Below are 21,603 nucleotides of genomic sequence, written 5' to 3'. Positions count from 1 at the left end.
ACTCAGGCCTCCGCTCTCTTCATGATTATGGCACAGTAAAAGCCGTCCAGCCACGGCGACGCAGGCCAGACGTACGTGCCCCACGGGCGCCCCCGTCGAAAGGGACCTGCCTCCGGCCAGGGCGCGGGTACCTCGACGCAGCCCGGCCGTCCGGCCAGGACCTCCGCAACGACGTTCTCGTTCTCCTGTCGGAGCAGGCTGCACGTAACGTAAATTATAATACCATTTGGCGCGCACAGCGCCAAAGCGCGATCCAGCAAGCTCTTCTGCGTCGCTACGAGACGGTCGAAGCGCTGCCAGTCCAGCTTCCACTTCGACTCGGGCTTGCGGTTCCAGGTCCCGCTCCCCGAACAGGGAGCGTCGAGCAGGACGACGGAGGGGGCCGCTTGGGGCTCGAGCTCCAGGGCGTTGCCGCAGCGCAGTTCCGCTCTGCCCTCGAGGCCCAGCCGCCTCATCTCCCGGGCGGCGCTCGCGTGCCGGCCCCGGGAGAGCTCCCAGCACTCGAGGCGCCCCTCCGGCAGGGCCTGAAGGATCTGTCCCGCCTTGACCCCCCGGCCCGAGCACATGTCGAGCACCGCGCCGTCCCGCCAGAAGCGCTCCACCAGCGACGCGGCCAGGATGGAGCCCTCGGTCTGCACCGTGCACCAGCCCCGGTCGAACCCCGGAACCGAGGACGGAAGGACCGTTCCCGGAAGCCGGAGCGCGTCCGAGAGGTCGGAGGGTTCGGCCTCCATGCCCTCCCTCCCGAGCAGGGCGACGAGGGCATCCCGCCGCCCCGGGGATACCCGGAGCGACGAGGCCGGAGGGATGCGCATCAGCTCGAAGATCTCCGAGAGCTCGGGCCGCTTCCACGACTTGGTCCAGGCGGGCAGCGACCAGACGGGGACCCCCGCCCAAAGGGCCCGCTCCTCCAGGGAGGAGGAACGGCGAAAAGCCTCGACCCGGGCCGCCCCGCGCTCCCCGACCCCATGCAGCACGGCGTTGGCCAGGGGGACGAACCGCTTGTGTCCCGCCCCCTTGAGATGCTCCAGCAGGCCGTTCACCAGTACGCCTCCCGCGAAGTGCCTCAGCTCCAGCAGGCCCGCCGTCCCCAGCAACAGGCAGTCGGCCACCGGCGTCGGCAGATTCCCAAGCGCGTCCGGCGCCGGTCGCGGCGTCCCGCGCCCCGGACGCCCTCCCCCGGGGGACTTCTTGAGGAAGCCCCCGGCGATGCGGCGCCACATCTCCTCGCGCCGCAGGACGATATAGACCAGCGACGAGGCCAGCGAGAGGTCCCCCGCCGACATCTCCGCCCCGGCCTCCCGCAGGGCCTCAGCCGCAAAACGGCCCTCCCTCACGCGCTCCAGAACGTGAAGCGCCCCCTCGATACCGCGCACGCTCTCCCCCCTATCCGCGTTCCAACAAAAAATGGGGCACCCCTCCATCTCGGGCGGTGCCCCATCGACCGATCACCGGCACGGCGAACCGCACGCCGTTCGAGGACTAGCGCTCCCGCGAGTTTCGGAGGACCAGAAGGCGCACCAGTTGCAGAACGGCCATCAGGGCCGCGGCGACGTAGGTCCAGGCCGCGGCGTTCAGCACGCTCCTGGCGCCCTTCAGCTCGTCCGGGCTGAGCGCCCCCGTCCCGTTCAGAATCGAGATGGCCCGCGAGCTGGCATTGTACTCCACCGGCAGGGTGACCAGGTGAAAGACGATGGCTCCCAGAAAGAGCACGATCCCCAGGTTCATCAAAAACTGCCCCCGCATCAGAAATCCGATGAAGAAGAGGGGGATGGCCATGTTGGAGACGAGCCCCACCGCGGGCGCGATCCGGTTCCGGAACATCAGGGGCGCATAGCCCTCGCTGTGCTGGATGGCGTGACCGACCTCATGGGCGGCCACACCGATCGCCGCGATGCTGGAGCTGGAATAGACCGAGTCGGAGAGGTGCAGCGTGCGGTCCCGGGGGTTGTAGTGATCGGTGAGGGCCCCCGCGACGCGGTCGACCGGGACGGACGAGAGGCCGAAACGGTCGAGCAGCATCCTCGCCACCTGCGCCCCGGTCACGCCCTTGCTCGAGCGCACACGGCTGAACCGGTCGAAGGTGCTCTTGACCCGAAACTGCGCCCAGAGCGACAGGAGCAGCGCGGGAAGGACGAGGATCATCGTCGGATCGAAGAAGGGATAGTACATGCGTATTCCTCCTTGAAGAATCAAAATGAAGACATCACGACGTTACCCCTCCATTATAGACGGCGGACGCGGGAAGCGCATCCGCCGTTCATGGGGATTGCACGCTATCCCAGGAACGCCTCCACCGCGTCGACCAGCCGTTCCTGCTCCTCCGCCCGGAGCCCCGGAAAGACGGGGAGCGCCAGGGCCTCCCGGGAGAGGCGCTCGGCCTCCGGGAAATCGCCCGGCCGGCCGCCCAGAAAGGCGAAGCAGGGCTGGAGGTGCAGGGGCAGCGGGTAGTAGACGCGGGCGCCGATCCCCTGCCCCTCGAGATGGGCCATCAGGCCGTCGCGCTCCGTAACGCGCACCACGTACTGATGATAGATATGATGGTTGCCCTCGAGCTCCTCCGGAAGCGTCACGCGGTCCGTCAGCCCCCGGGACTCGAAGAACATGCGGTAGCGGTCGGCGATCAGCCGCCGCTCCGAGTTCCAGCGCTCCAGGTACGGCAGCTTCACGTCCAGGACCGCGGCCTGAAGGGCGTCGAGCCGGCTGTTCAGGCCCACCTCCTCGTGGAAGTAGGTGCTCCCCTCGCCGTGGACCCTGAGGCGGCGCATCCGGCCCGCCCGCCCGGCATCGCGCGCCGCGACCATACCTCCGTCGCCGCAGCCGCCCAGGTTCTTCGTGGGGAAGAAGGAGAAGCACCCCACGTCCCCCATGGCGCCGGCCCGCTCGATCCGGTCCCCGACGCGGCGCCAGGCCCCGAAGGCCTGGGCGGCGTCCTCGACGATCGCCACGCCCCGCTCGGCGCAGAGCTCCGCGATCCCCTCGATCGGCACGGTCTGCCCGAACAGATGGACGGGCAGAAACACCTTGGTCCGCGGGGTCATCCTGCGCTCGACGTCGTTCAGGTCGATATTGTAGGTCGCGGGATCGATGTCCGCAAAAACCGGGGTCGCCCCCAGGCGCACGACGGCGGCGGCCGTGGCGAAGAAGCTGTAGGGGGTGGTGACGACCTCGTCTCCGGGCCCGACGTCCAAGGCCATGAGGGCCAGGAGCAGGGCGTCCGTCCCCGAGGCACAGCCGACGGCCGAACCGTCGGGAATCTCCAGGTAGCTCTCCACATGTTCCTCGAACGTCCGGACCTCGCGCCCCAGAATGAAGGATTGAGCGTCGAAGACGCGCTCGAGAGCCCCACGCACCTCGTCCCGGATCTCCGCGTGGGCGCGGGACAGATCCAGAATGGGCAGACGATCGTTCACCCCTACCATCTCCTTAATCACGACTCGGATGGCCGCGCCTCCCGGCCGGCCGAAAGAAACGCATCCCTCGCGTCCCCGTCCATGTTAACATCGGTTCCTCCGCAGGGCCAGACCGGCCCCCCCTCGAAGTTGCCCTTTGCGGAGCGGCTGTGATACATTATCCCCATATTCCGGTCGATCAAGGAGAAGAACATGCGACTTTTCATCACCCTCCTCTCCATGGGGTCCGTGATCGCGTTCGGCTACGCCCTGGCCGGTTACGCCGGCTACGCCTTAGGCCGCGGCCGCACGGACTACATCGTCTACGGGCTGGCGCTGGGAGTCCTGATGGGCGCGCTCGCCCTTTGGCTCTGGAGGCGATGGATGCCCCGGTTTCTGGAGGAGCCTGAATCGGAATCGGAAAACCCGGCCCCCTGATCCCGCTCGTCCGCACTCCCCGCAGCCGATCGGCCCCCGCGGGGATGGGAAAAACCATCCCCGCGGGGAGCTTGATTTTTTGTGCCTTTCGTCGGTTAATAGTCCGGCAGGGCAGGCTCTTTTTGGGGAAGCACGGGGACGACCACATCCGCGAGAGGGACGGGAGGGGACGGAATGGACAGGGCACAGCGCATCGACCGCATCGCACCGTTCGAGGCGGCCTCGACCTCCCTGGGGCTCGGGCTGTTCCTCGTGTGGTTCTCCCAGGTTCCGCCGCGGACGTTTCTCCCGTCCGATCCCCTCCTCCTCTCCTCGTTCCTGTTCGCCTTCGCGGTCTGTTGCGCCCTGCTCGCCCGCACCCGCCTGCCGGGGGCGGGCAGCTTCAGCCGGGCGGTCTGGCTTACGCCCTGCCTGCTGTTGCCGCTGCCCCTCTTCGAACGCCTCTGGGCTCCCCTGAAGATCCCGGCGCTCCTGTTGCCGGCCTTCGCCTCGGCCCTGCTCTTCTGCCGATGGATGACGCTCTGCGCGCGGTTTTCGCCGCGCCTTTTTCTGCTTCTCTACTCCCTGTCCTCCCTGGTCTCCATCGCGGGAACGCCCCCGCTCTCCCGCACGGGGCCGCTGCTCTACGCGCTCCCGTTCCTCTCGACCGGACTCCTTCTGCTGTCCGTCCGCGAAAGGCCCTGGATGCCCGAGGGGGAACGCTACGTCCGGCACGCGCCCTCCACCAGGGAGAGCTTCGCCCTCCTCGTCTTCGCGCTCATCCTGAACGGGGCACAGACGTTTTCCGCGTCCCACCTGTCCCGATCGGGGACGTTCCCGCCAGGCGTTCTGCGGAACTTGGCCGCACTGCTCCCCCTGGCGGGGCTGCTGGCCCTGCTGTACCTCCGCAAGCCGGTCTCCTACCGCACCCTTCTGGCCGGGGCCCTGTCCTCGTGGGTCGCGGGGATAGCCCTGTCCGGGCTGTCCGCCTCTGCGGCTCTGCTCCTGACGAGCTCGGGCTGTCTGCTCTTCGAACTGTCCTTCTGGCTGCTGATGCTGCAGTACGCCGCCGACTCGCCCAACCCGGCGCGGATGCTCTGCATCGGGGCCTCCCTGCTCGTCCTCGCCCTGATCGCCTCGCGCCGGCTTCTGGACGTCCTCGCCCCCTTCGGGATGGAGGTCCTTTCGGTCCAGTCCGGCTTCACCCTGTTCATGGGCCTCGTCGCCGGCCTTCTGCTCTTTCTGCCCGGCGCGATCGTGGACGTGCCCGCGGCCGCCTCCGCCGCCACGCCGGTGCCGGCCGTTCCCATCCGGGAGCCCGACGCCGCCCCGTCGGCGGAGCTCTCGGCCGAGGAACGGGAGCTCCGCCTGAAGGGGCGCTTCGAGGCCCTGGGTCTGACCCGGCAGGAGTGCCGCATCGCCCTGATGATCCTGAACGGAGCCGGCGATTCGGACCTCTGCGGGGAGCTTTTCATCTCCAAGAACACGCTGAAGTTCCATATACGCAACATCAACCGCAAGCTGGGGATCGCCACGCGGCGCGACCTGCCCGCGACGGCGCAGGCCCTTTTGGCAAAGGAGCCGGGCGCCATGACATGAGGCGATCGGGGCGACGCCCCCGCATTCGCGGGCTTCCGGCAGACGCCTGCGGCGAGAGCGCGCCGAAGCTCCGTCGCCCGAGGGGCGGACGGGAAAAGAGCATGACGGCGGATCGACGCGCCGCACGGACTGGCGCGAAACACAGGGAGGTTCGATCATGAGTGGACGACATCGCAGATTCATCGGAATTTTTCTGGCCGCCGGGGCGCTGATCCTGGGGGCGGGGGCCGCCGGAGCGGAGACGGAGTACCCCGTCCTGTCGCAGAGCAAAGGGGAGGGCGTGCGTCTGAGGGAGGACCCCTCGACGGAGGCGAAGATCGTCGGCAAGGTGGACTACGAAACGCTTTACGCCGTGGGCGAGACTTCGGTGAACGGCGAGGTCTGGTACGAGGTGCTTCATCCCACCCAGACGGGCACCGCCTGGATCCACGGCAAGTTCCTCGACGTGAACTACGTCGAGGACATCACCCCGGCACAGCGCCTGGTCTGGAAGGTCGCCCTGACCTTCGGCGACAACGAGGCCCGGGCCCGAAGCCTGTTCGGCCGGCCGCAGAAGGAGAAGAGGACGAAGACCTTCATCGAGGGCGCCGGCGAGAAGCTGCCGGACGTCACCCTGACCTATCCCACCCACACGGCCCAGTACGTCGACGACATCCTCAAGAACGTGACGGTCGCGAAGGGCACGATGCCCTTCGGGCCCTTCCGCATCGGAGACCCGGCCTCCGGCCTCGCGGACCTCATGGGCGAGCCCGAAGACGCGTCGGAGGGCCGGTGGAGCTACGAGCTGGGCCCCGTGGAATACCTGATCTTCACGGTCAAGGACGACAGGATCGCGGCCATGGAGTACTCGAGCTGGTTCGATTGATCGAGCGCGAACCCCGCTCCCCCCGGAAAGGAGGAGGATCACGCTCCAGCGACACAGAAATTCACGATTGACGTTCCCGGAGAGCGGGCTTCCGAAGCTCCACGCCCGGAGGCGCCGAGAACGTCGAACCCGGGGGCCGCGGGAATGCGGCCCAGAATCAAAGGGAGGTTTTGAAATGAGAAAGAGCACGATTGTGCGTCTGGTCTGTACCGCCGCAGTGATGCTCCTTGCGGGCGCGGCGTTCGCGGCCGAGGCTCCGACGAAGAAGGAGATCGACGCCATGAGCCTGTTCCTGAGCAACTTCACCGAGTTGGGCTTCATGGACACCTCCGCGGAGGCGATCGCGGACCCCGAGAACTACGCCGACGCCGTCCGGTTCGGCGTAGGGCACAATTATCTGAACAACCGCAAGAGCCGAATCGTCGCCAACAAGAAGGGCGCCGACAAGAACGGGGACATGAGCATCGAGGCGAAGTTCGTCGAGGAGAGCGTGAAGAAATATTACGGCGTGGATCTGAAGGCGACGGCCTCCGTCGAGGACGGAGAACCCGCCTACATCCTCGACGGCAAGCGCTTTCACTTCAAGGGCGCGGACCAGGAGCCCGAAAAGGTCTACTACGCCCGGGTGGACGAGGTCGAATCGGACGGCAAGGGGCGCTACGAGGCCGCCGGCGTCGTCTACAACGTGAAGGACAAAAACGACGTGGTGGCGGACTTCAAGGCCGTGTTCCGCGACGCGAAGTGGAAGGGCAAGAAGACCTACGCGCTGGTGAGCCTGGAGACGGAATACCGTTAATTCCAGGTCCCGAACAATCCCTACCCAAGAACAAAGAACAAACACACGCCCAAAAGCCTCAAGGCTGCGGCGGAATCCAAGGAGGACCCACGATGACGAAAAAACTTTTCGGAACTTTGCTTTGCGCGGCGACCATTCTGGCTCTGTCCGTGGGGACGGCGTTGGCCGAACCCAAAATAGAGGTCAAAACCGGTTTCCTGGTGATCGAGGGGGCCGTCACCGACGATATGCTCGCACAGGCACTCGAGGCGTCCAAGGCGCAGGGAAACCGTCCGAGCAAGACCGACATCTGGCTCGAGGACATGGACGACGCCACGCTTCAGAAGGTCTGCAAGGCCTTCGCCGACCACACCGGGATCAAGATCTCGGACAGCGACGAGCTGACCGGCCTGGCCCCGCTGGCCGAGATGAAGAAGCTGCACAAGGTCAGCCTGATCGATCTGCCCAACGTCACGGACATTTCCATCCTGGCGTCGTTCCCCGACATGACCTTCCTGACCGTTCGGAAGGTCCCCCACACCGAGAAGGACCTAACGCTGATCGCCGAGATGGAGGAGCTCCTCTGGCTCGACCTCAGCAATCTGCCCAAGACCTTCGGGAGCCTCAAGGGGATCGAGAACAAGCCGAGGCTCAAGAACGTGGGGCTGAGCTTCTCGAAAGTCCCCGACCTCACCCCCCTGACGACCCTGCCCAGCCTGGAAAAGGTGAACCTCGATTTCTCGCGGGGCGAGGACCTGACGCCGCTCGCGGGCATCGCGTCCCTGAAGGAGGTCAGCATCAAAAAAGGCGTCTTTCCCGAGGACCAGGTCAAGGCCCTGAAGGACGCCGGCAAGCAGGTCAAAAACTGACTTCGGTATCCTGCAAATCAGACAAATCAGAACCACCGGCTGGCCGGTGGTTCTGATTTCAACCGGGCGAATGCCCCATGGAAGGCGGCCGCCTGCCTCAACGATGCAAACGGCCGAGCCGAACTCAGGATTCCTCCCTGCAGCGCTGCCTGTAGAACGCCGCCGCCTCCGCCAGGCAGATCACCTTGCCCCGGCCGCGCGCTGCACCCTCCTGAGGCCGGGTCAGCCGCAGCGAGAGGGCAAACAGCTCCTCCCGGTTGCGGATGCCCAGCTTGCGGTTGACGTTCCGGATGTGGAACTTGAGCGTATTGCGGGTGATGTAGAGCTCGCCGCAGATCGCCTCGTTTCCGGAGCCCTTCAGGATCATCAGGGCGATGCGGCACTCCTGCCGGGTCAGGCCCAGTTCTTCGAACCCCCACTTCAGCAAACGCTCCCCCTCGTCCCCGAAGCCCCGAAAGCGGACGACGGGAAACGACAGAATGCAAGAACCTTCTTTTCGCTGCTGCTCCATGCAATGGCTCCTTTCCGCATCGATCATGAAATTCCTTCGCGCCCCGCATCAAACGGCAAGGACTGCACAAGCCGCCCTTCTCCATCCCCTCTTCAGACCATCAGGCCGCCTAATCCGACTCGAAGTACTCGGCCTCTCCGAAACGGAACATCCGGCCGATCAGGTTCGACGGAAACTGCCGGAGCCGGGTGTTGTAATCCCGGGCGGTGGCGTTGTAGTAGTCCCTCGCCATCTCCGCATCCGCCCTCAGGGCCGAGAGATCGCCGCGGATGCACGTCCACTCGTCACGTTCCCCCGGGCCGCAGTTTTCCAGCGCACAAGCCCAAAAAGAGGACAGCTCGTCCGACAGCGCAGCCTCAGCCGAAGCCAGATCGCCGACCTTCCACGCCCCCACGTTCTGGGCGCAGGACATCTTCAGACTCGTCAAAAGGACCTCTTTCCCAGGCAGCCCCGCCACCCCCTCGAGGAGCCGCGAGACCGCCGCCCGCCTCCGCCGTACCGTCCGCAGCACCCCGTTCCAGGCCTCATCGCAAAAATCCCTCAGCCTGACAAGGCCGTTGTAGGCCCTGACGGAAAAAACGAGGGCCAGCAAAAACGTCGACACGAGAAAGACCGCAAAAAAGAAACGCTCCACCAGAACCTCCCTCCGCCTCGAAAAGCGCCGGTCCGTCCAACATCCTCCATGGACCTTCTCGCCCGAACTATAGAACGGAAGCCCGCAAAAGTCCTCACCTTCGGGTGGGATTTCCGCACTCCGTCCACCGGGCGGCCTACGACCGAAAAACAGCGATGCGCAAACGATCGAGGGCAAAAAATCACCCTGAAGGATGAGGCGTCGAAAAGCCTCTTCTCCCCTCCGCGGACGAACGGGCGAGCGAAAGCGGAGTCCCGACTCGAAAGGCCCTCCGTCCGCGAAGACGCGGACGGAGGGCCTTTCGAGTTTCGCGACGGGATCAGCCGTTCCGGCGTTTTCTGAGGATGTCGATGTAGGCCATCAGGAGCTCGCGCTGGGAGGAGACCTGCATCTTGGCGAAGATGTTCCGGTTGTGGGTCTTGACCGTATTGGTGCTGATGTTGAGCGCGGCGGCGATCTCCGCGGCGGAATAGCCCCGGACGTAGAGGTCGAAGACGTTGTGCTCGGCTCGCGACAGCGTTTTGACCCTCGCGTTGAACTCGCGCTCCACCTCGTCGTCGGTCGGCCCCTCCCCGGGAGAGGCGGTCCGGGCGGCAAGAAATTCGATCAGGTCGTCGATCTCCGTTATTCTCGTCACGGGCAGGGCCGCGGCATTCTCGGCGTTCTCCTTGACGGCGGCGATCGCCCTCAGAATCGGCCGCACGTACCACCGGCTGAAGAAGTACGAGACCAAAACGCCGGCCAACGCCATGACGGCGAGCAGGACGGCGAACCGGGCGTTCCGTGCGTCCCCCACCGCGTCGAACTCCGCCTTGGGGACGAGCAGGGCGAACGAAAATTCGGCGGCCTCGCAGGGCAGCCCCGTCGGCTGGATCCTCACGGCCCGTTCGCCGCCGATCAGCAGCTCCCCGCTCCCGGCCCTGTAGAGTCCGAACCCCTCCTGTTCGCCCAGCCGTTCGAGCGGCCCCGTACCGCCGGGTTCCTCCTCCACGAAATAGCGCCATGAGACCAGCGCCGAAGCGACGTCGAGGCCGGATTCCGAAGTCGGCGCCAGGGCGCAGAAGATCCCGCCGTAGATGTTGCCCGCCGGTATGGTGGTGCGCTTGAAGTAGAGATCGCTGACGTCGAAGCCGCAGACGCCGATCACGCCCCCGCGGGAATCGATCAGGGGGACGCTGCACAGCATCGCCTTTCGGGCCGTGTTCCGGACCGTCGCCATCGGGTACCAGAAACAGATGCGACGGGCGCTCTCCGGACGTTCCACGGCACAGCGCTGAGGCTGGGAGAAGTAGTCCGCATTCTCGACGTCGAACTCCATGGCCCAGTGTTTCTCCATCACGAGCTCCCGCTCGAGCGCCACGTGCGACGGCCCGCGCAGGAGCTGAAACTGGAGCGTGCTGCCGCTGACCAGCTCCGGCTCCCAGTCGACGAGGTAGAGCCCCGCCCGCGAGACCCGGGCCTCGCGCATCCTGCGGCTGGCCGTGGCGTCCAGGATGAGGAACGCCCCCGTGGTCTGAGCCTGTCCGAGCGACAGCATCAGGGTGTCGAACTGCGCGGCCAGAAGCGGCTCCAGGACCCTGGGGTTCCGCTGCAGGTCGTCCGCCGCCAGCCCCCGCTCCTCCAGAAACTGCTCGATGCCGCGCGAAAGGAGATGCCCCATCCGTATCGCCATGGCGGAGAGCATCCCCATCCGCTTTTCCGTCGCGGAGGCGAGGTGCCTCAGTTCGTTGTCGAACGCAAGGCGGCGCTCGGAGTCGCGGAGGCTCAGCGTGCCGGTGAAAAACAGAACCCCCGACACGATGGCCGCCATAGTGAGCACGACGCACAGGAAGAACATATAGAGCCTCAGCCGCAGCGTGCGTCCGAGCCCCCCCATGTTCCTCAACCTGACGAAAAACGAGAGCAGAGGACGTTTACTCAAGAAATCTCTCGTAGGCTCCTTCCGTAGCGGCACGCCAGGCCTCCTCCGGCCCCATCGGCAGAAGCTCCCGATACCGCTTGCGCGCCTCGGTGGCGATCCTCCTCATCCGCCCCTCGTAACGGATTTCGAGCTCCCCGTAATTTTCGACGGGGCTCTGGGGCAGAAAACGGTAGTCGCGGTTCATGATCCCGATCGTCTCGATGTAGCTCTTCTGGATGCCCTCGGCACCCTCCCCCCAGGTCTCCCGGGCCCTCTCGATCGCACTCAGGGTCACGGGCAGGTAGCCGGTGCCCCGGACGTAGCGCAGGTTCTCCTCCGGGCCGGTCAGCCACTTCAGAAATTCGACCGCGGCGGCCTGCCTGGCGGGCGTCGAACGGAAGAGGCAGAAGCCCCCGGCCCGCTGCATTGCGACCTTGCTCCCCCCCTCCATCACGGGGAACGGGAGCAGCTCGAACTCCACGGGTTCGGAGGTGTTGTCGGCGTAGACCACGCGCTTCGGCATGAAGGTGATGCCCGCGGTGGAGCTGGTCCAGCACAGCAGAGCACCCGTCTTGGCCAGGTCCGTGCCGTAGCCCTTGTAGACGGCCTCGTGCCCCCTCACCGCCGGCTCGAACAGGAGCTTCCAGACCCTTTCGTAGACGGGAGACCTCACGTTCAGCCCTCCATCCACGAACAGAGCCTCGCCCATCTGGGCGAAGACCGCCTGCACCAGGTTGAAGGGATTGTCCACCATAAAGAACGCACTCCCGTCCCCCTTCACCTCCGGGGTTCTGGCGTCGGTCCACCGGTAGTACCTCTCGGCGGTTCGGACGATCCCCTCGAAGGTCGCGAGCTCCGTCAGGGGCGTTCCCGTCTCGTGGGAAAAGCGGTCCCAGAACGTCCTGTTGACGATCAGCCCCTCTGTGGACCGGCCGATGGGGAACACGTACAGCCCCCCGTCGGCGAGCCTTCCCGCCTCGACGAACGAGGGCACGTAGGCGGCCAGCTCCTTGGAGGAGAAATAATCGTCGAAGGCGACCAATGCCCCCCTGGCGACGAGCGGGGCCACGGATTTCGGGTAGGCGACGACGATGTCCGGGGCCTGCGGAGCGCCGGGGTCCCCGAGCGCGATGGAGGTCAGCTTCTCGTGCAGGATCTCCGACTTGGCGATGGTCGTGACTATGACGGCGATCCCCTTCTCCCGCCCCACGGAACGATTGAAGCGATCTACCGCCTCGGAGAGCGCGTCGCTCTGGTGCCCGGTGGGATTGTGCCACATCGTGAGGACGACGGGGTCCCGAGCCGCGGAAGGCCATCCTCGGAGCAGCAGTCCCCCAATTCCGGCAGCGAGGCATACGAGCGAGAGAAGCACGATTCCCTTTCCTGTCCGCGCGGACGGCACGCGCACCACCTCCGAGGCATCCGGACGCCCTCAGGGAAAAACCGCCGCAGGGCAACGGCCCCGGGAGGCCCGGACAGCACAACCGCGATCCTTATGTTTCGCCCGTCCGCGTCCTCATATTTTCAGGAGAAATTTTAGCATAACACATGCGCGCCGGCCCATACCTTCAGTCCAACGGGGGAGGGGACTTACGCCACCGACAGCCGCATCGGTGCCGCTCCGGGCCTCCCCTGCCGAGCTCGCCGGAGAGGCGGTAGGCCCCGCCCGCAATCCGCAGTTCCCTGGCGTTGACCAGAAAATCCGCCACCTTTTCGCGCGCCCGGTCGTAGATGGCCTGCACCGTCGTCCGGGCGACCTCCATGCGCCTCGCACACTCCTCCTGGTTCAGTCCCTCCAGATCGATGAGGCGCAGGGCCTCGAACTCGTCGACCGAAAGAACCACGGGCTCCGACCCTCCGCCCGCTCCCGCCTCGGGCATCGGAACGAACCGCACACAGCACGGCATGGCAGAGACGCAACGCCGTTTCAGCGGGCGGGGCATCGCCTCAGGCCAAGGGATCGCAGGAATCCGTCCCTTTTCCCTCGTCCTTCGAGCCGCAGCAGCAACCGGCACCCTGGCCGCCGTGACCGCCGTGACCGCGGCCGTCCTTCCTCCCGTGGCAGTGTCCCCTTCCCTCCCCGGCCTTGCCGCATTCCGCCTTGCCGCGTCCGTGACAGCAGCCGTGATGAGCGCCCCGACCCGATTCCTCATGATTCTGCATGATCTTGCCCTCCTCGAATTTTTGAAACAAATAAATGGATGACGAACAACGGACGTCCCGGCGGACCCTTCGTCGCACGAGCGGGCCTGAGGGCCACGCCTCGGCCTGACCTTTGAAGGGACCCTGTCGGCCGCTCCGCCGGACCCGGCCGCAAATAAACGACATATGTCATTTATAACTATATCCTATTTCCATCATATGTCAATAACTGCGATCGACAATCCTGACGGAGCTCCCGGAGAAGAGGCTTATTCCCGCGTCGCCGCACCGATCCGGGCGTAGGGAGCCGTCCCCTCCGGGGCCTCGCCCAAAATGGCAAAAACCACCCTTGCGGACCGACCCGGGGTAGGTTTACGGATGCGCACCGACGGTATACTATACGGTTGCAGGGATGCAGCGTTGTCGGGCACGGGGGACGTCCCGTCGCCCGGGAACGCGCAAAAACGAACGAGGTGATCCCGATGAAAAGGAAGTGGCTCGCAATCGCACTGTGCACCGCTTGCGCCGCGTTGTTGTTTTCGGCGCCGCCCGTGCTGGCTCAGGGCACGAAGCAGTACGTCGTCACGGCGCTCCTGGCCCCGGTCTTCGAGAACCTGAAAACCGCCAAGCCCGCGCCCAAGGGAGGATGGAAGAACATACCGGCGGACATGGAGGTGGCGGCCATGCTGGCCTACGGCGACCTCGTGGAGGGGCGCCCCGCCTCGAAGAAGGGGTGGCTGGCCCTGACGGGGCCCGAGGGGGAGCTGGGCGTCGCGGAGGCCTCCGCGCTGACGTCCATGCCCCAATACGAAGCGGTGGACGCAAAGTCCTTCCAGGTCCTGGAGGACGTCGTTCCCCATCTTCTGCCGGGCAAGCGCCCCGTGTCGGAGTTCCACGACTTCTCCCTTCCGCGCGGGGCCGTGGTCACGGTGGAGGGGCGCGCGAAGGACGCCTCCGGGGCGGCCTGGCTGCTCTGCACCTTCGGCACGGATTATCTCTCGGGCCAGGATGAGCATGCCGGCATTGCGGGCTCCGACCGGCGCGCCGGATGGCTGCCCGAGTCCGCCCTCATCGACCTGGCGGCCAGCGCCCCGGACCTCTCGAAGGTCGAGGAGGACAAGCTCTCCTACAAAGACGACGCCGAGCGCGAGGGCCTGCTGAAAAACGGCTTCTACGTCGACCCCCGGCCCGTCCTGCAGAAATCGCTGAACGAGGACGACCTGGTGGACGCCTACAACGCGATCGATCCACTGACGCCCCGGTTCATCGCCGCGGACCTGCCGCTCCACGCGTTCCACCTCTACTTCGACCGGATGCTCCAGAAGGTGGAGGAGAAGGTCCTGACGGGGCGGACCTTCGAACTGCTCGCGGCCATCAACGAGGCCATGAAGGCCCTGCCGCAGGACCTGGAGTCCTCGGAGCTGGGCCGCGACGCCGCCTCCAAGGTCGTCGACTACCTCGCCCTGGCCATGCACCTGCTGACGAACGGGGGCTCCGAGATCCACGACGGGCTCAAGCCCCTGGCCGAGGGGATCATGGAGGGGCGGGGCATGGGCCAGAACCCCTTCACGGAGATGCCGCAGGACTTCACGCTCTTCGCCCCGCGGGGGCACTACACGCTGAACGACGACCTCAAGGTCTACTTCCGCACCACCTATCTCCTGGGAACGCCCTTCCCGCTGGACACGGAGAGCGGCGCCGCGGCCACGATGCTGCTGTGCCACATCCTCTCCGTCCCCGAGGTGCAGGAGAAATGGCGCACGCTCTACGACCCCATCCGCTATCTGGTGGGCAGCTCCAACGTCAACACGGCCGACGACCTTTCCGCGGCGCTCAAGCCGTTCGCGTTCGGGGACCTGAGGAACCCGGACAAGGTCAGGGAGATCATGGAGGCCCTCGACAAGGCGGGCAAACAAAGCGCCGTCCAGAAGCTGCCCGGCAAGAAGTTCGCCATCCTCCCGCGACGGATCACCTTCGACGCGATGGTCTTCGACGCGCTCACCCATCCCGCGACGGGCACGCTGGAGAACCGGCGCGGCCTTCCCGACCCGCTGGACGTCATGGCGGTGCTGGGCTCGCCCAGAGCCCGGGAGGAGGTCGCGCAGTACGAGAGGTTCGAGAATTACTCCAGAAATCTGGAGGGCCTCCGGGGCCGCTGGCCGGAGTATCGGGGCTCCGCCGACGGGGACAACGTCTACACCTCCTGGCTCGACGCCCTCGGGGCCTACAGCACGTCCGAGGGTTCGGAACAGTTCTTCTTCCGCTCCCCCGCGTGGAGCTACAAGAAGCTGACGACGGCGGAGGCCTCCATGGCCGAGCTGAAGCACGACACCATCCTCTACGCCGAGCAGAGCGGGGCGGAGATGGGCAGCGGCGAGGACGGATGGGAGGCCGGAGCCTTCGCCCAGCCCCTGCCGCGCGGCTATGTGGAGCCCGAGCCCAAGCTCTACCGCGCCCTGGCGGAGAGCGCGCGCAGGACCCTGAAGTTTCTGACCCCCATGTTCCCCGAGGAGCACGAGTTCTACCGCGACAAGTTCACTCAGTTTGCGGAGGAGATGGAGACCCTGGCCGGCATCGCGGACCGCGCCCTCGAGGACGCGATGACGCCGTCGGACTTCCTGGCCATCCGCGACCTTCGCCTGCCCTCCGTCCTTCCCGAGGACATCTACGAGGTGTTCGGCGAGGAGGCGCAGAATCAGCTGAGGATGGCGCTGGTCGCCGACGTGGCGACGGACGCCTCGGCCGGGCTGGCCCTCTTCATGGGGGTCGGCACGCCGCGCAGGCTCAGCGTCTACGTCAACGACCGCTCCGGCGGCTTCCGGGTGACGGAGGGGTACATGTTCTCCTACTACACCTTCACCCAGCCCCTGGAGAAGGGGCGCATGGACGACGACCAGTGGAAGGCGATCGTCTACGACGAGAAGAAGCAGGACGAGCTGAAGCAATACCTGCCCGCCTGGCACTCCAAGCTGCACGAGTAGTCCCGGTTCGATCGGCTCCGGGGGCCTCGCGCCCCCGGAGCGTTCCCTCCCCCACCCCTAAGGAGAATACGATGTTGCGTTGTCCCATGCGTTTCCTGTTGGCCCTCCTCATCATCGCCTCGCCCCGCTGGGCCTGTGCCCAGGGGCCGAACCCCGTCGTCGGGGCCATCGCCCCCCATCACAACGTGGCGGGGGCCCTCATCGACCGCCTTTACGAACGGCTTCGGGAACAGGTTCCGGCCCCGGAACGCGTGGTCCTGATCGGGCCCGACCACTTCATGAGGGCGCGCCAAAACCTCGTGTTCTGCGCCTCGGACTGGCGGACTCCGTCGGGCCTCCTGCGCGCCGACGCGGAGGGCGCCCTGAGGCTCCGGGGCTCCGCTCTGCGCCAGGACGACGTTCCCCGGCGCGACCACGGCATCACCGAGCACATCCCGCGCATCCGGAAGTACTTCGGCGACGTCCCGGTTCTGCCGATCGTCGTGAGGTCCCCCGCGACGGACCTGCAGGTTCTGCGCGTCCGCAAAACCCTGGAGGCGCTTCTCCGGGACCGGGGCGGCGTGGTGATCCTGAGCATGGACCTCTCCCACTACAAGCCCCGGGCGGAGTCCGACGCCGAGGACGACCGCAGCCTCGCCGCGATACGCGCGTTTCGGCTGCGCGAACTCAACCGCCTGGACGTGGACTGTCCGCGGGGAGCGCGCCTCTTCCTGACGCTGCTGCAAAGCCTGGGGGTCACCCGGAGCGAACTTCTGGAGCGCAGCAACTCCTCGGACTTTCTGGCCAACGCGGACCGCACCACCGGGCACGCCACCGTGCTGTTCTCGAAGGGAACGGCCGTTCCCGCGGCGGAATGAGCCCTGCCATCGCCCCCAAGGTTTTTATGCGAGATTTCCGAACTTTTAAGGACAAACGACGAGGAGGAACGAGAACAATGACGAGGAACATCCTTGCAAAGACAGCTCTGATCGCGGTGCTTCTGCTTCTGGCGGCATCGTGCGCCCCGGCCCAGAATCCGGTCCTGACGCTCAGGGACGAAGCGAGCGGAGCGACGGCAGACCTCTACCCCAGCTGGGACCCGGAGGACCGGGGGCTGCTCGCGTACTTCAACGAGCGTTTCGGTTACGCCGTCAAGGTGCCGCACAAGGTCTTCACGAAGGTCGTCCTGCTGCCGGAGAACGGGGACGGGATGGTCCTGGCCTCGGAGGACGGCAAAGCGCAGTTCCGCGTCTCGGGCGGCCACGTCATGGACGAAGGACACCTCGACTCATCCTTCGCCGAGGCGAAGAACGCGGTCGGGACAAAGACCATCTCGTTCGAAAACAGGGAGGACGACTCCTGGGAGCTCTGCTGGTGGGATGGAAAGACGTTCCATCGGCGCAGAATGGTGGCGAACGAGGAGGTCTGGGGCGAATGCGAGATCTCCTACCCCGCCTCCCCCGAGGAGGGCACGGAGGACCCGCTCGACGACGTTGCGGACCGGGCCATCCGGAGCCTCGGGCTGGCGAAGGAATGACCGTGGGAGCACCTCACGTCTTACGAGTCGAAAAACCGAGGCCCATCCTGCGGGCAGCATGCGCGATCGGGTCTGCCGCCCGCAAAATCAGTAAAAATACCTATTGCCAATAAATGTTGTTGATATTTTACTAAATATGGCGGAAAGAAGAGTTTTTTAGGACAAAAACAAAGTTTGGCATGTCTGACATTTGGCGGCGACGCGGCCCGATGAACGACTTCCTCAGAACGCAAGCGCGAAGCAGCCTCAAATGGGCTCGTTTCGCGCTTTTTGTTTCTCGGTGCGCGCTTCTCCCCTGCGCGGGAAATGAGGACGGGGGGAACGTGCGAAGCGGGCGCGAAGGAAGAAAGGGGTGGCGGGATGGAAAACGGCATCTGAACGGAGCCGAAAGTTCGGCTTGCCGGCTTTTCCCCACAACGGGTTGACGACGAATAAGGAGGCATCTCATGCGTTACAGGTCCCGAAGAATCACGGCGGCTCTGCTGGTGTTCAGCCTGTTCTTCCAGCTGCTGCCCCTCCCCGTTTTCGCGGGTGAAGGCAAAAGGAACTCCCCTCGGCTCATCCGCACGGTCTCCACGCAATACGCCTCCCTCGATACGAACGACGACAACGTTTTTTCCACCCGGAGCCGTCCCGTCCGTGCGGCCGTCGCCGCGCCTGCGGCCACGGCCGAGCTGACCGCGCCCTCGGACATGGCCGTGGTCACGGCGCCGACGGAGATCGTCGGTACCGCCGCGGCCGACGGCATGACGAAGTTCACGCTGGCCTACGCGCCGGTGCAGATGCGCAACCCCGGCGACCCGGGCTACGTACCGTCCACCTACACCGTGTTCGCCGAGGGGACGCAGCCCGTGGACGGCGGCGTCCTGGGCGTGTTCGACCCCACGCTCCTGACCAACGGCCACTACATCCTGCGGCTCACGGTGGAGGCGGGCGGCACCTCGGCCGAGAAGGAGATCACGGTCTCGGTGGAGGGAGAGTTGAAGGTCGGGAACTTCTCGATGAGCTTCGTGGACATGGACATCCCCATCCACGGCCTCCCCCTCTCGGTCATACGGACCTACGACAGCAGGGAAAAGGACGCCATCGGCCGGTTCGGCTACGGCTGGGAGATGAAACTGTCCAAGGCGACGCTCTCGGAGAACGGCACGCCGGGCAAGAACTGGAAGAGGGTCCAGACCGGAAGCGGCTGGAGGAAGACCTACAGGATGGTGGAGGAAAAGCCTCACGAGGTGGTCGTCCACTGGGGCAACGGAAAGACGGACAAGTTTGCGCTGAAGCTCCAGCCCGATCAGTCGATCTATCCGATTCGCTGGCTGGTGGCGTATTACGAGAGCACGAACGGCAGCAAGTCGAAGCTGGAGCCCCTGGGCCAGTCCACGGAACTGCTGTATCAGCAGGGCGGGATCTACGACTACGATCTCGATCCCTACAACCCGCAGCGGTACAAGCTGACGGCGGTGGACGGAACCGTCTATGTCTTCAACGACCAGACGGGCCTGGAAAGCGTGACGGGCACGAACGGGGACGTCGTGACGATTTCGGAGGACAGCGTGATCCACTCGGACGGCAAGTCCATCGTCTTCGAGCGGGACGGCCTGAAGCGGATCACGAAGATCAGCGGGCCGACGGGCCGTTCGGTCACGTACCGCTACGACGACGCGGGCGACCTGGCCTCGGTGACGGACATCGGCGGCCATGAGACGACGTACGGGTACGACGGAACGCATTACCTGACGAACATCACGGACCCGCGCGGGGTGCAGGTGGCGCGCAACGAGTACGACGAGGCGGGCCGGCTCATTGCGGTGGTGGACGCGAGCGGGCGTCGTCTGTCGTACGCGCACGACCTGGACGCGCGGCGTACGGTGGTGACGGACCGCCTTGGGAACACGACGCTCCACGTCTACGACGAGCGCGGGAACGAGCTGTCGGTGACGGACGGCAACGGGCACACGACGACGCACACCTACGACGAGAACGGCCGCCGGGCGACGACGACGGACGCGCTGGGGAACGTGACGCAGTACAGCTACTCGGCCGACGGTCGTCTGTTGTCGATGACGAACGCGCTGGGTCTGAAGGTCGAGAACGCGTACACGAGCAAGAACGAGCTGCTGACGGTCCATTCCTTCGGGTTGAAGCAGGCGGAGTTCGCCTACGACGACGCGGGCCAGATGACGCGGGTGACGGACGCGCTGGGGAACGTGAAGCAGTACGAGTACCTGGGCGGCGGCCGTCTGAGGAGCATCACGGACGCCATCGGAACGGTGATGCAGTTCACGTACGACGGCGGGGGCAACGTGCTGTCGACGACGAACGGAGCGGGCGAGACGGCGACGTTCACGTACGACGCGGACGGGAACGCCCTCTCCAAGACCCTGACGCGCACGGGCGAGAACGGCGTCAACAAGACGCTGACGGAGACGTACCAGTACGACGTATACGGGAACGTGACGAAGACGGTGTACCCGGACGGAACGTTCGTGGACGCGGAGTACGACGTCGTGGGAAACAGGACGGCCATGACGGACTCGTCGGGCCGGCGGACGACGTTCGAGTACGACGTCTTCCGGAACCTGACGCGGGTGAGCTACTTCGACGGGACGACGGAATTGTTCGAGTACGATGCGGAGAACCGCAACGTCAGGGCGACGGACCGATACGGCCAGACCGTCGCGATGGCGTACGACAACGTAGGAAATCTGCTGAGCAAGACGTACGGGGACGGTTCGTCGGAGCAATTTGCCTACGACGCGAAGAACCGTCTGACGAGCCGGACGGACCGCGGGGGCGCGGCGACGGCGTACGCGTACGACTCCATCGACCGGAACACGGCCATAACGGACGCCCTTGGCAACCGAACGGAGTTCACGTACAACGACAGGTCCCAGCTGGCGCAGGTGAAGGACCCCAGGGGGAACGTGACGGCCTACGAGTACGACGCGAACGGGAACCGGACGAAGGCGGTGCTGGCGAACGGGAGCACGCTGACGACCGTCTACGACGCGCGCGGCAGGATAACCGGCCAGACGGACCAGAACGGACACGCGACGGCGTACAAGTATGACGGGCTGGACCGCCTGACGGGGGTTGTCGACGCGCTGAACCGGGAGTGGGTCTACCGGTACAACACCGTCGGCGAGCTGACGTCGGTGACGGACCCCGCGGGTAACCGCACGTCGTACGAGTACGACGACCGCGGGCGTCTGGTGAAAACGAGGAACGCGGCGGGGCAGGAGAAGCGGACCGCCTACGACGCGCGGGGCAACGTGGAGTCGGTGACGGACTTCTCGGGGTCGCAGACGCTGTTCGCGTACGACGCGAAGGACCGTCTGCGGCAGATCACGGCGGGCGGCAGGACGGTGGCGTTCGTCCACGACGCGGTGGGGCGCATCGAGACGGTGACGGACGAGAACGGGGTGACGCGCCACACGTACGACGCGCTGGGGCGTCTGACGTCGGAGCGGAAGCCGGACGGATCGATGCTGTCGTACGCGTACGACGGGGCGGGTCGCGTTCTGAGGCTGACGACGCCGTACGGGAGCACGGCCAACACGTACGACGTGCTGGGCCGCCTGACCTCGGTGACGGACCGCGGGGGCGCGGTGACGACGTACGCCTACGACGCGAACGGGAACCTGACGAAGGCGGCGTACTCCAACGGCCTGACGACGGAGTACGAGTACGACGCGGTGAACGCGCTGACGCGCGAGCGGATAACGGACCGCAACGGGTCATCGGTTGCGGAGTACATCTACACGGTGGGGAGCGCGGGCGAGCGCCTGGGGGTTCAGGAGAGCGGCCGGAGCGGCAACCGGACTGTGACGTACGCGTACGACGCGCTGTACCGCCTGACGGGCGAGACGGTGACGGAGAACGGGACGACGACGAGCACGACCTACGCCTACGACGCGGCGGGGAACCGCGTTTCGAAGAGCGTGGGCGGCGTGGCGACGACCTACACCTACAACGCGCTGAACCAGCTGACGGGCGAGACGG

Annotated in this window: 18 protein-coding genes; 9 read left to right on the top strand and 9 right to left on the bottom strand. The window is 65.8% G+C overall.

Annotated features, from left to right (window positions below; translation table 11 throughout):
• Nucleotides 1–2: 2 nt before the first annotated feature.
• From EII26_RS08360 to EII26_RS08350, 3 genes are all read right to left on the bottom strand, one after another.
• Nucleotides 3–1,376, bottom strand: coding sequence for an RsmB/NOP family class I SAM-dependent RNA methyltransferase (locus EII26_RS08360; RefSeq protein ID WP_158612217.1), 1,374 nt, complete (start codon nucleotides 1,374–1,376; stop codon nucleotides 3–5).
• A 106-nt stretch (nucleotides 1,377–1,482) separates the two neighbouring features.
• Nucleotides 1,483–2,172 carry a zinc metallopeptidase gene (locus tag EII26_RS08355; RefSeq protein ID WP_124888704.1) on the bottom strand — a complete coding sequence of 230 codons (690 nt, stop codon included), beginning with the start codon at nucleotides 2,170–2,172 and terminating at the stop codon, nucleotides 1,483–1,485.
• 104 nt (nucleotides 2,173–2,276) lie between these two features.
• Complete coding sequence (locus EII26_RS08350; protein WP_124888775.1) at nucleotides 2,277–3,422, bottom strand: DegT/DnrJ/EryC1/StrS family aminotransferase; 1,146 nt, start codon at nucleotides 3,420–3,422, stop codon at nucleotides 2,277–2,279.
• A gap of 183 nt (nucleotides 3,423–3,605) precedes the next feature.
• Here EII26_RS08350 and EII26_RS08345 point away from each other — a divergent pair, with 183 nt between their 5' ends.
• The 5 genes from EII26_RS08345 (at nucleotide 3,606) to EII26_RS08325 (ending at nucleotide 7,917) form a co-directional block, all read left to right on the top strand.
• On the top strand, nucleotides 3,606–3,830 hold the full coding sequence (locus EII26_RS08345) for a hypothetical protein (RefSeq protein ID WP_124888703.1): 225 nt from the start codon (nucleotides 3,606–3,608) through the stop codon (nucleotides 3,828–3,830).
• 174 nt (nucleotides 3,831–4,004) lie between these two features.
• The gene (locus tag EII26_RS08340; RefSeq protein ID WP_124888702.1) at nucleotides 4,005–5,408 is read left to right on the top strand and encodes a helix-turn-helix transcriptional regulator; all 1,404 of its coding nucleotides are present in this window, start codon (nucleotides 4,005–4,007) and stop codon (nucleotides 5,406–5,408) included.
• A gap of 157 nt (nucleotides 5,409–5,565) precedes the next feature.
• Nucleotides 5,566–6,273 (top strand): SH3 domain-containing protein, encoded by a 708-nt coding sequence (locus tag EII26_RS08335; RefSeq protein ID WP_124888701.1) that lies wholly within the window; start codon nucleotides 5,566–5,568, stop codon nucleotides 6,271–6,273.
• 175 nt (nucleotides 6,274–6,448) lie between these two features.
• A complete protein-coding gene (locus EII26_RS08330; protein ID WP_124888700.1) occupies nucleotides 6,449–7,069 on the top strand; it encodes a hypothetical protein in 621 nt (206 codons plus the stop codon).
• Between the two features lie 92 nt (nucleotides 7,070–7,161).
• Nucleotides 7,162–7,917 (top strand): hypothetical protein, encoded by a 756-nt coding sequence (locus tag EII26_RS08325; RefSeq protein ID WP_124888699.1) that lies wholly within the window; start codon nucleotides 7,162–7,164, stop codon nucleotides 7,915–7,917.
• Between the two features lie 124 nt (nucleotides 7,918–8,041).
• Here the strand turns inward: EII26_RS08325 and EII26_RS08320 are convergent, their stop codons facing one another.
• The 6 genes from EII26_RS08320 to EII26_RS08295 form a co-directional block, all read right to left on the bottom strand.
• A complete protein-coding gene (locus tag EII26_RS08320; protein WP_158612216.1) occupies nucleotides 8,042–8,428 on the bottom strand; it encodes a helix-turn-helix domain-containing protein in 387 nt (128 codons plus the stop codon).
• 109 nt (nucleotides 8,429–8,537) lie between these two features.
• Nucleotides 8,538–9,062, bottom strand: a complete 525-nt coding sequence (locus tag EII26_RS08315; RefSeq protein ID WP_158612215.1) for a LemA family protein — start codon at nucleotides 9,060–9,062, stop codon at nucleotides 8,538–8,540.
• A 319-nt stretch (nucleotides 9,063–9,381) separates the two neighbouring features.
• Nucleotides 9,382–10,983 carry a helix-turn-helix transcriptional regulator gene (locus EII26_RS08310; RefSeq protein WP_124888696.1) on the bottom strand — a complete coding sequence of 534 codons (1,602 nt, stop codon included), beginning with the start codon at nucleotides 10,981–10,983 and terminating at the stop codon, nucleotides 9,382–9,384.
• Nucleotides 10,976–12,364, bottom strand: a complete 1,389-nt coding sequence (locus tag EII26_RS08305; RefSeq protein ID WP_124888695.1) for an extracellular solute-binding protein — start codon at nucleotides 12,362–12,364, stop codon at nucleotides 10,976–10,978. The genes EII26_RS08310 and EII26_RS08305 overlap by 8 nt, the downstream gene beginning before the upstream one ends.
• A gap of 166 nt (nucleotides 12,365–12,530) precedes the next feature.
• Nucleotides 12,531–12,905 carry a DUF134 domain-containing protein gene (locus EII26_RS08300; protein ID WP_124888694.1) on the bottom strand — a complete coding sequence of 125 codons (375 nt, stop codon included), beginning with the start codon at nucleotides 12,903–12,905 and terminating at the stop codon, nucleotides 12,531–12,533.
• A 4-nt stretch (nucleotides 12,906–12,909) separates the two neighbouring features.
• Nucleotides 12,910–13,125, bottom strand: coding sequence for a hypothetical protein (locus tag EII26_RS08295; protein WP_124888693.1), 216 nt, complete (start codon nucleotides 13,123–13,125; stop codon nucleotides 12,910–12,912).
• Between the two features lie 461 nt (nucleotides 13,126–13,586).
• On the opposite strand from EII26_RS08295, the gene EII26_RS08290 reads away from it, so the two are divergent.
• The 4 genes from EII26_RS08290 to EII26_RS08275 all read left to right on the top strand — a co-directional run.
• Complete coding sequence (locus tag EII26_RS08290) at nucleotides 13,587–16,085, top strand: DUF3160 domain-containing protein (protein ID WP_124888692.1); 2,499 nt, start codon at nucleotides 13,587–13,589, stop codon at nucleotides 16,083–16,085.
• Between the two features lie 71 nt (nucleotides 16,086–16,156).
• Nucleotides 16,157–16,942, top strand: a complete 786-nt coding sequence (amrB, locus tag EII26_RS08285; RefSeq protein ID WP_124888691.1) for an AmmeMemoRadiSam system protein B — start codon at nucleotides 16,157–16,159, stop codon at nucleotides 16,940–16,942.
• Nucleotides 16,943–17,019: 77 nt separating this feature from the next.
• Nucleotides 17,020–17,601: a hypothetical protein gene (locus tag EII26_RS08280; protein WP_124888690.1), complete on the top strand. Its 582-nt coding sequence runs from the start codon at nucleotides 17,020–17,022 to the stop codon at nucleotides 17,599–17,601.
• Between the two features lie 446 nt (nucleotides 17,602–18,047).
• The coding region (locus EII26_RS08275) for an RHS repeat protein (RefSeq protein WP_148092555.1) at nucleotides 18,048–21,603 on the top strand (3,556 nt) is incomplete at its 3' end.

Origin of the sequence: Fretibacterium sp. OH1220_COT-178 (assembly GCF_003860125.1) — a bacterium.
Classification (GTDB): domain Bacteria; phylum Synergistota; class Synergistia; order Synergistales; family Aminobacteriaceae; genus CAJPSE01.
The sequence above is the reverse complement of the archived record's forward strand: the minus strand, read 5'-3'. Positions and strand labels throughout refer to the sequence as shown.

Excerpts from the sequence above, each read along its gene's own strand:
- EII26_RS08345 (WP_124888703.1), top strand. The coding sequence starts at position 3,606 with ATGCGACTTTTCATCACCCTCCTCTCCATGGGGTCCGTGATCGCGTTC.
- EII26_RS08330 (WP_124888700.1), top strand. The coding sequence starts at position 6,449 with ATGAGAAAGAGCACGATTGTGCGTCTGGTCTGTACCGCCGCAGTGATG.
- amrB (WP_124888691.1), top strand. The coding sequence starts at position 16,157 with ATGTTGCGTTGTCCCATGCGTTTCCTGTTGGCCCTCCTCATCATCGCC.
- EII26_RS08335 (WP_124888701.1), top strand. The coding sequence starts at position 5,566 with ATGAGTGGACGACATCGCAGATTCATCGGAATTTTTCTGGCCGCCGGG.
- EII26_RS08350 (WP_124888775.1), bottom strand. The coding sequence starts at position 3,422 with ATGGTAGGGGTGAACGATCGTCTGCCCATTCTGGATCTGTCCCGCGCC.
- EII26_RS08320 (WP_158612216.1), bottom strand. The coding sequence starts at position 8,428 with ATGGAGCAGCAGCGAAAAGAAGGTTCTTGCATTCTGTCGTTTCCCGTC.
- EII26_RS08280 (WP_124888690.1), top strand. The coding sequence starts at position 17,020 with ATGACGAGGAACATCCTTGCAAAGACAGCTCTGATCGCGGTGCTTCTG.
- EII26_RS08295 (WP_124888693.1), bottom strand. The coding sequence starts at position 13,125 with ATGCAGAATCATGAGGAATCGGGTCGGGGCGCTCATCACGGCTGCTGT.
- EII26_RS08340 (WP_124888702.1), top strand. The coding sequence starts at position 4,005 with ATGGACAGGGCACAGCGCATCGACCGCATCGCACCGTTCGAGGCGGCC.
- EII26_RS08325 (WP_124888699.1), top strand. The coding sequence starts at position 7,162 with ATGACGAAAAAACTTTTCGGAACTTTGCTTTGCGCGGCGACCATTCTG.
- EII26_RS08355 (WP_124888704.1), bottom strand. The coding sequence starts at position 2,172 with ATGTACTATCCCTTCTTCGATCCGACGATGATCCTCGTCCTTCCCGCG.
- EII26_RS08300 (WP_124888694.1), bottom strand. The coding sequence starts at position 12,905 with ATGCCCCGCCCGCTGAAACGGCGTTGCGTCTCTGCCATGCCGTGCTGT.
- EII26_RS08290 (WP_124888692.1), top strand. The coding sequence starts at position 13,587 with ATGAAAAGGAAGTGGCTCGCAATCGCACTGTGCACCGCTTGCGCCGCG.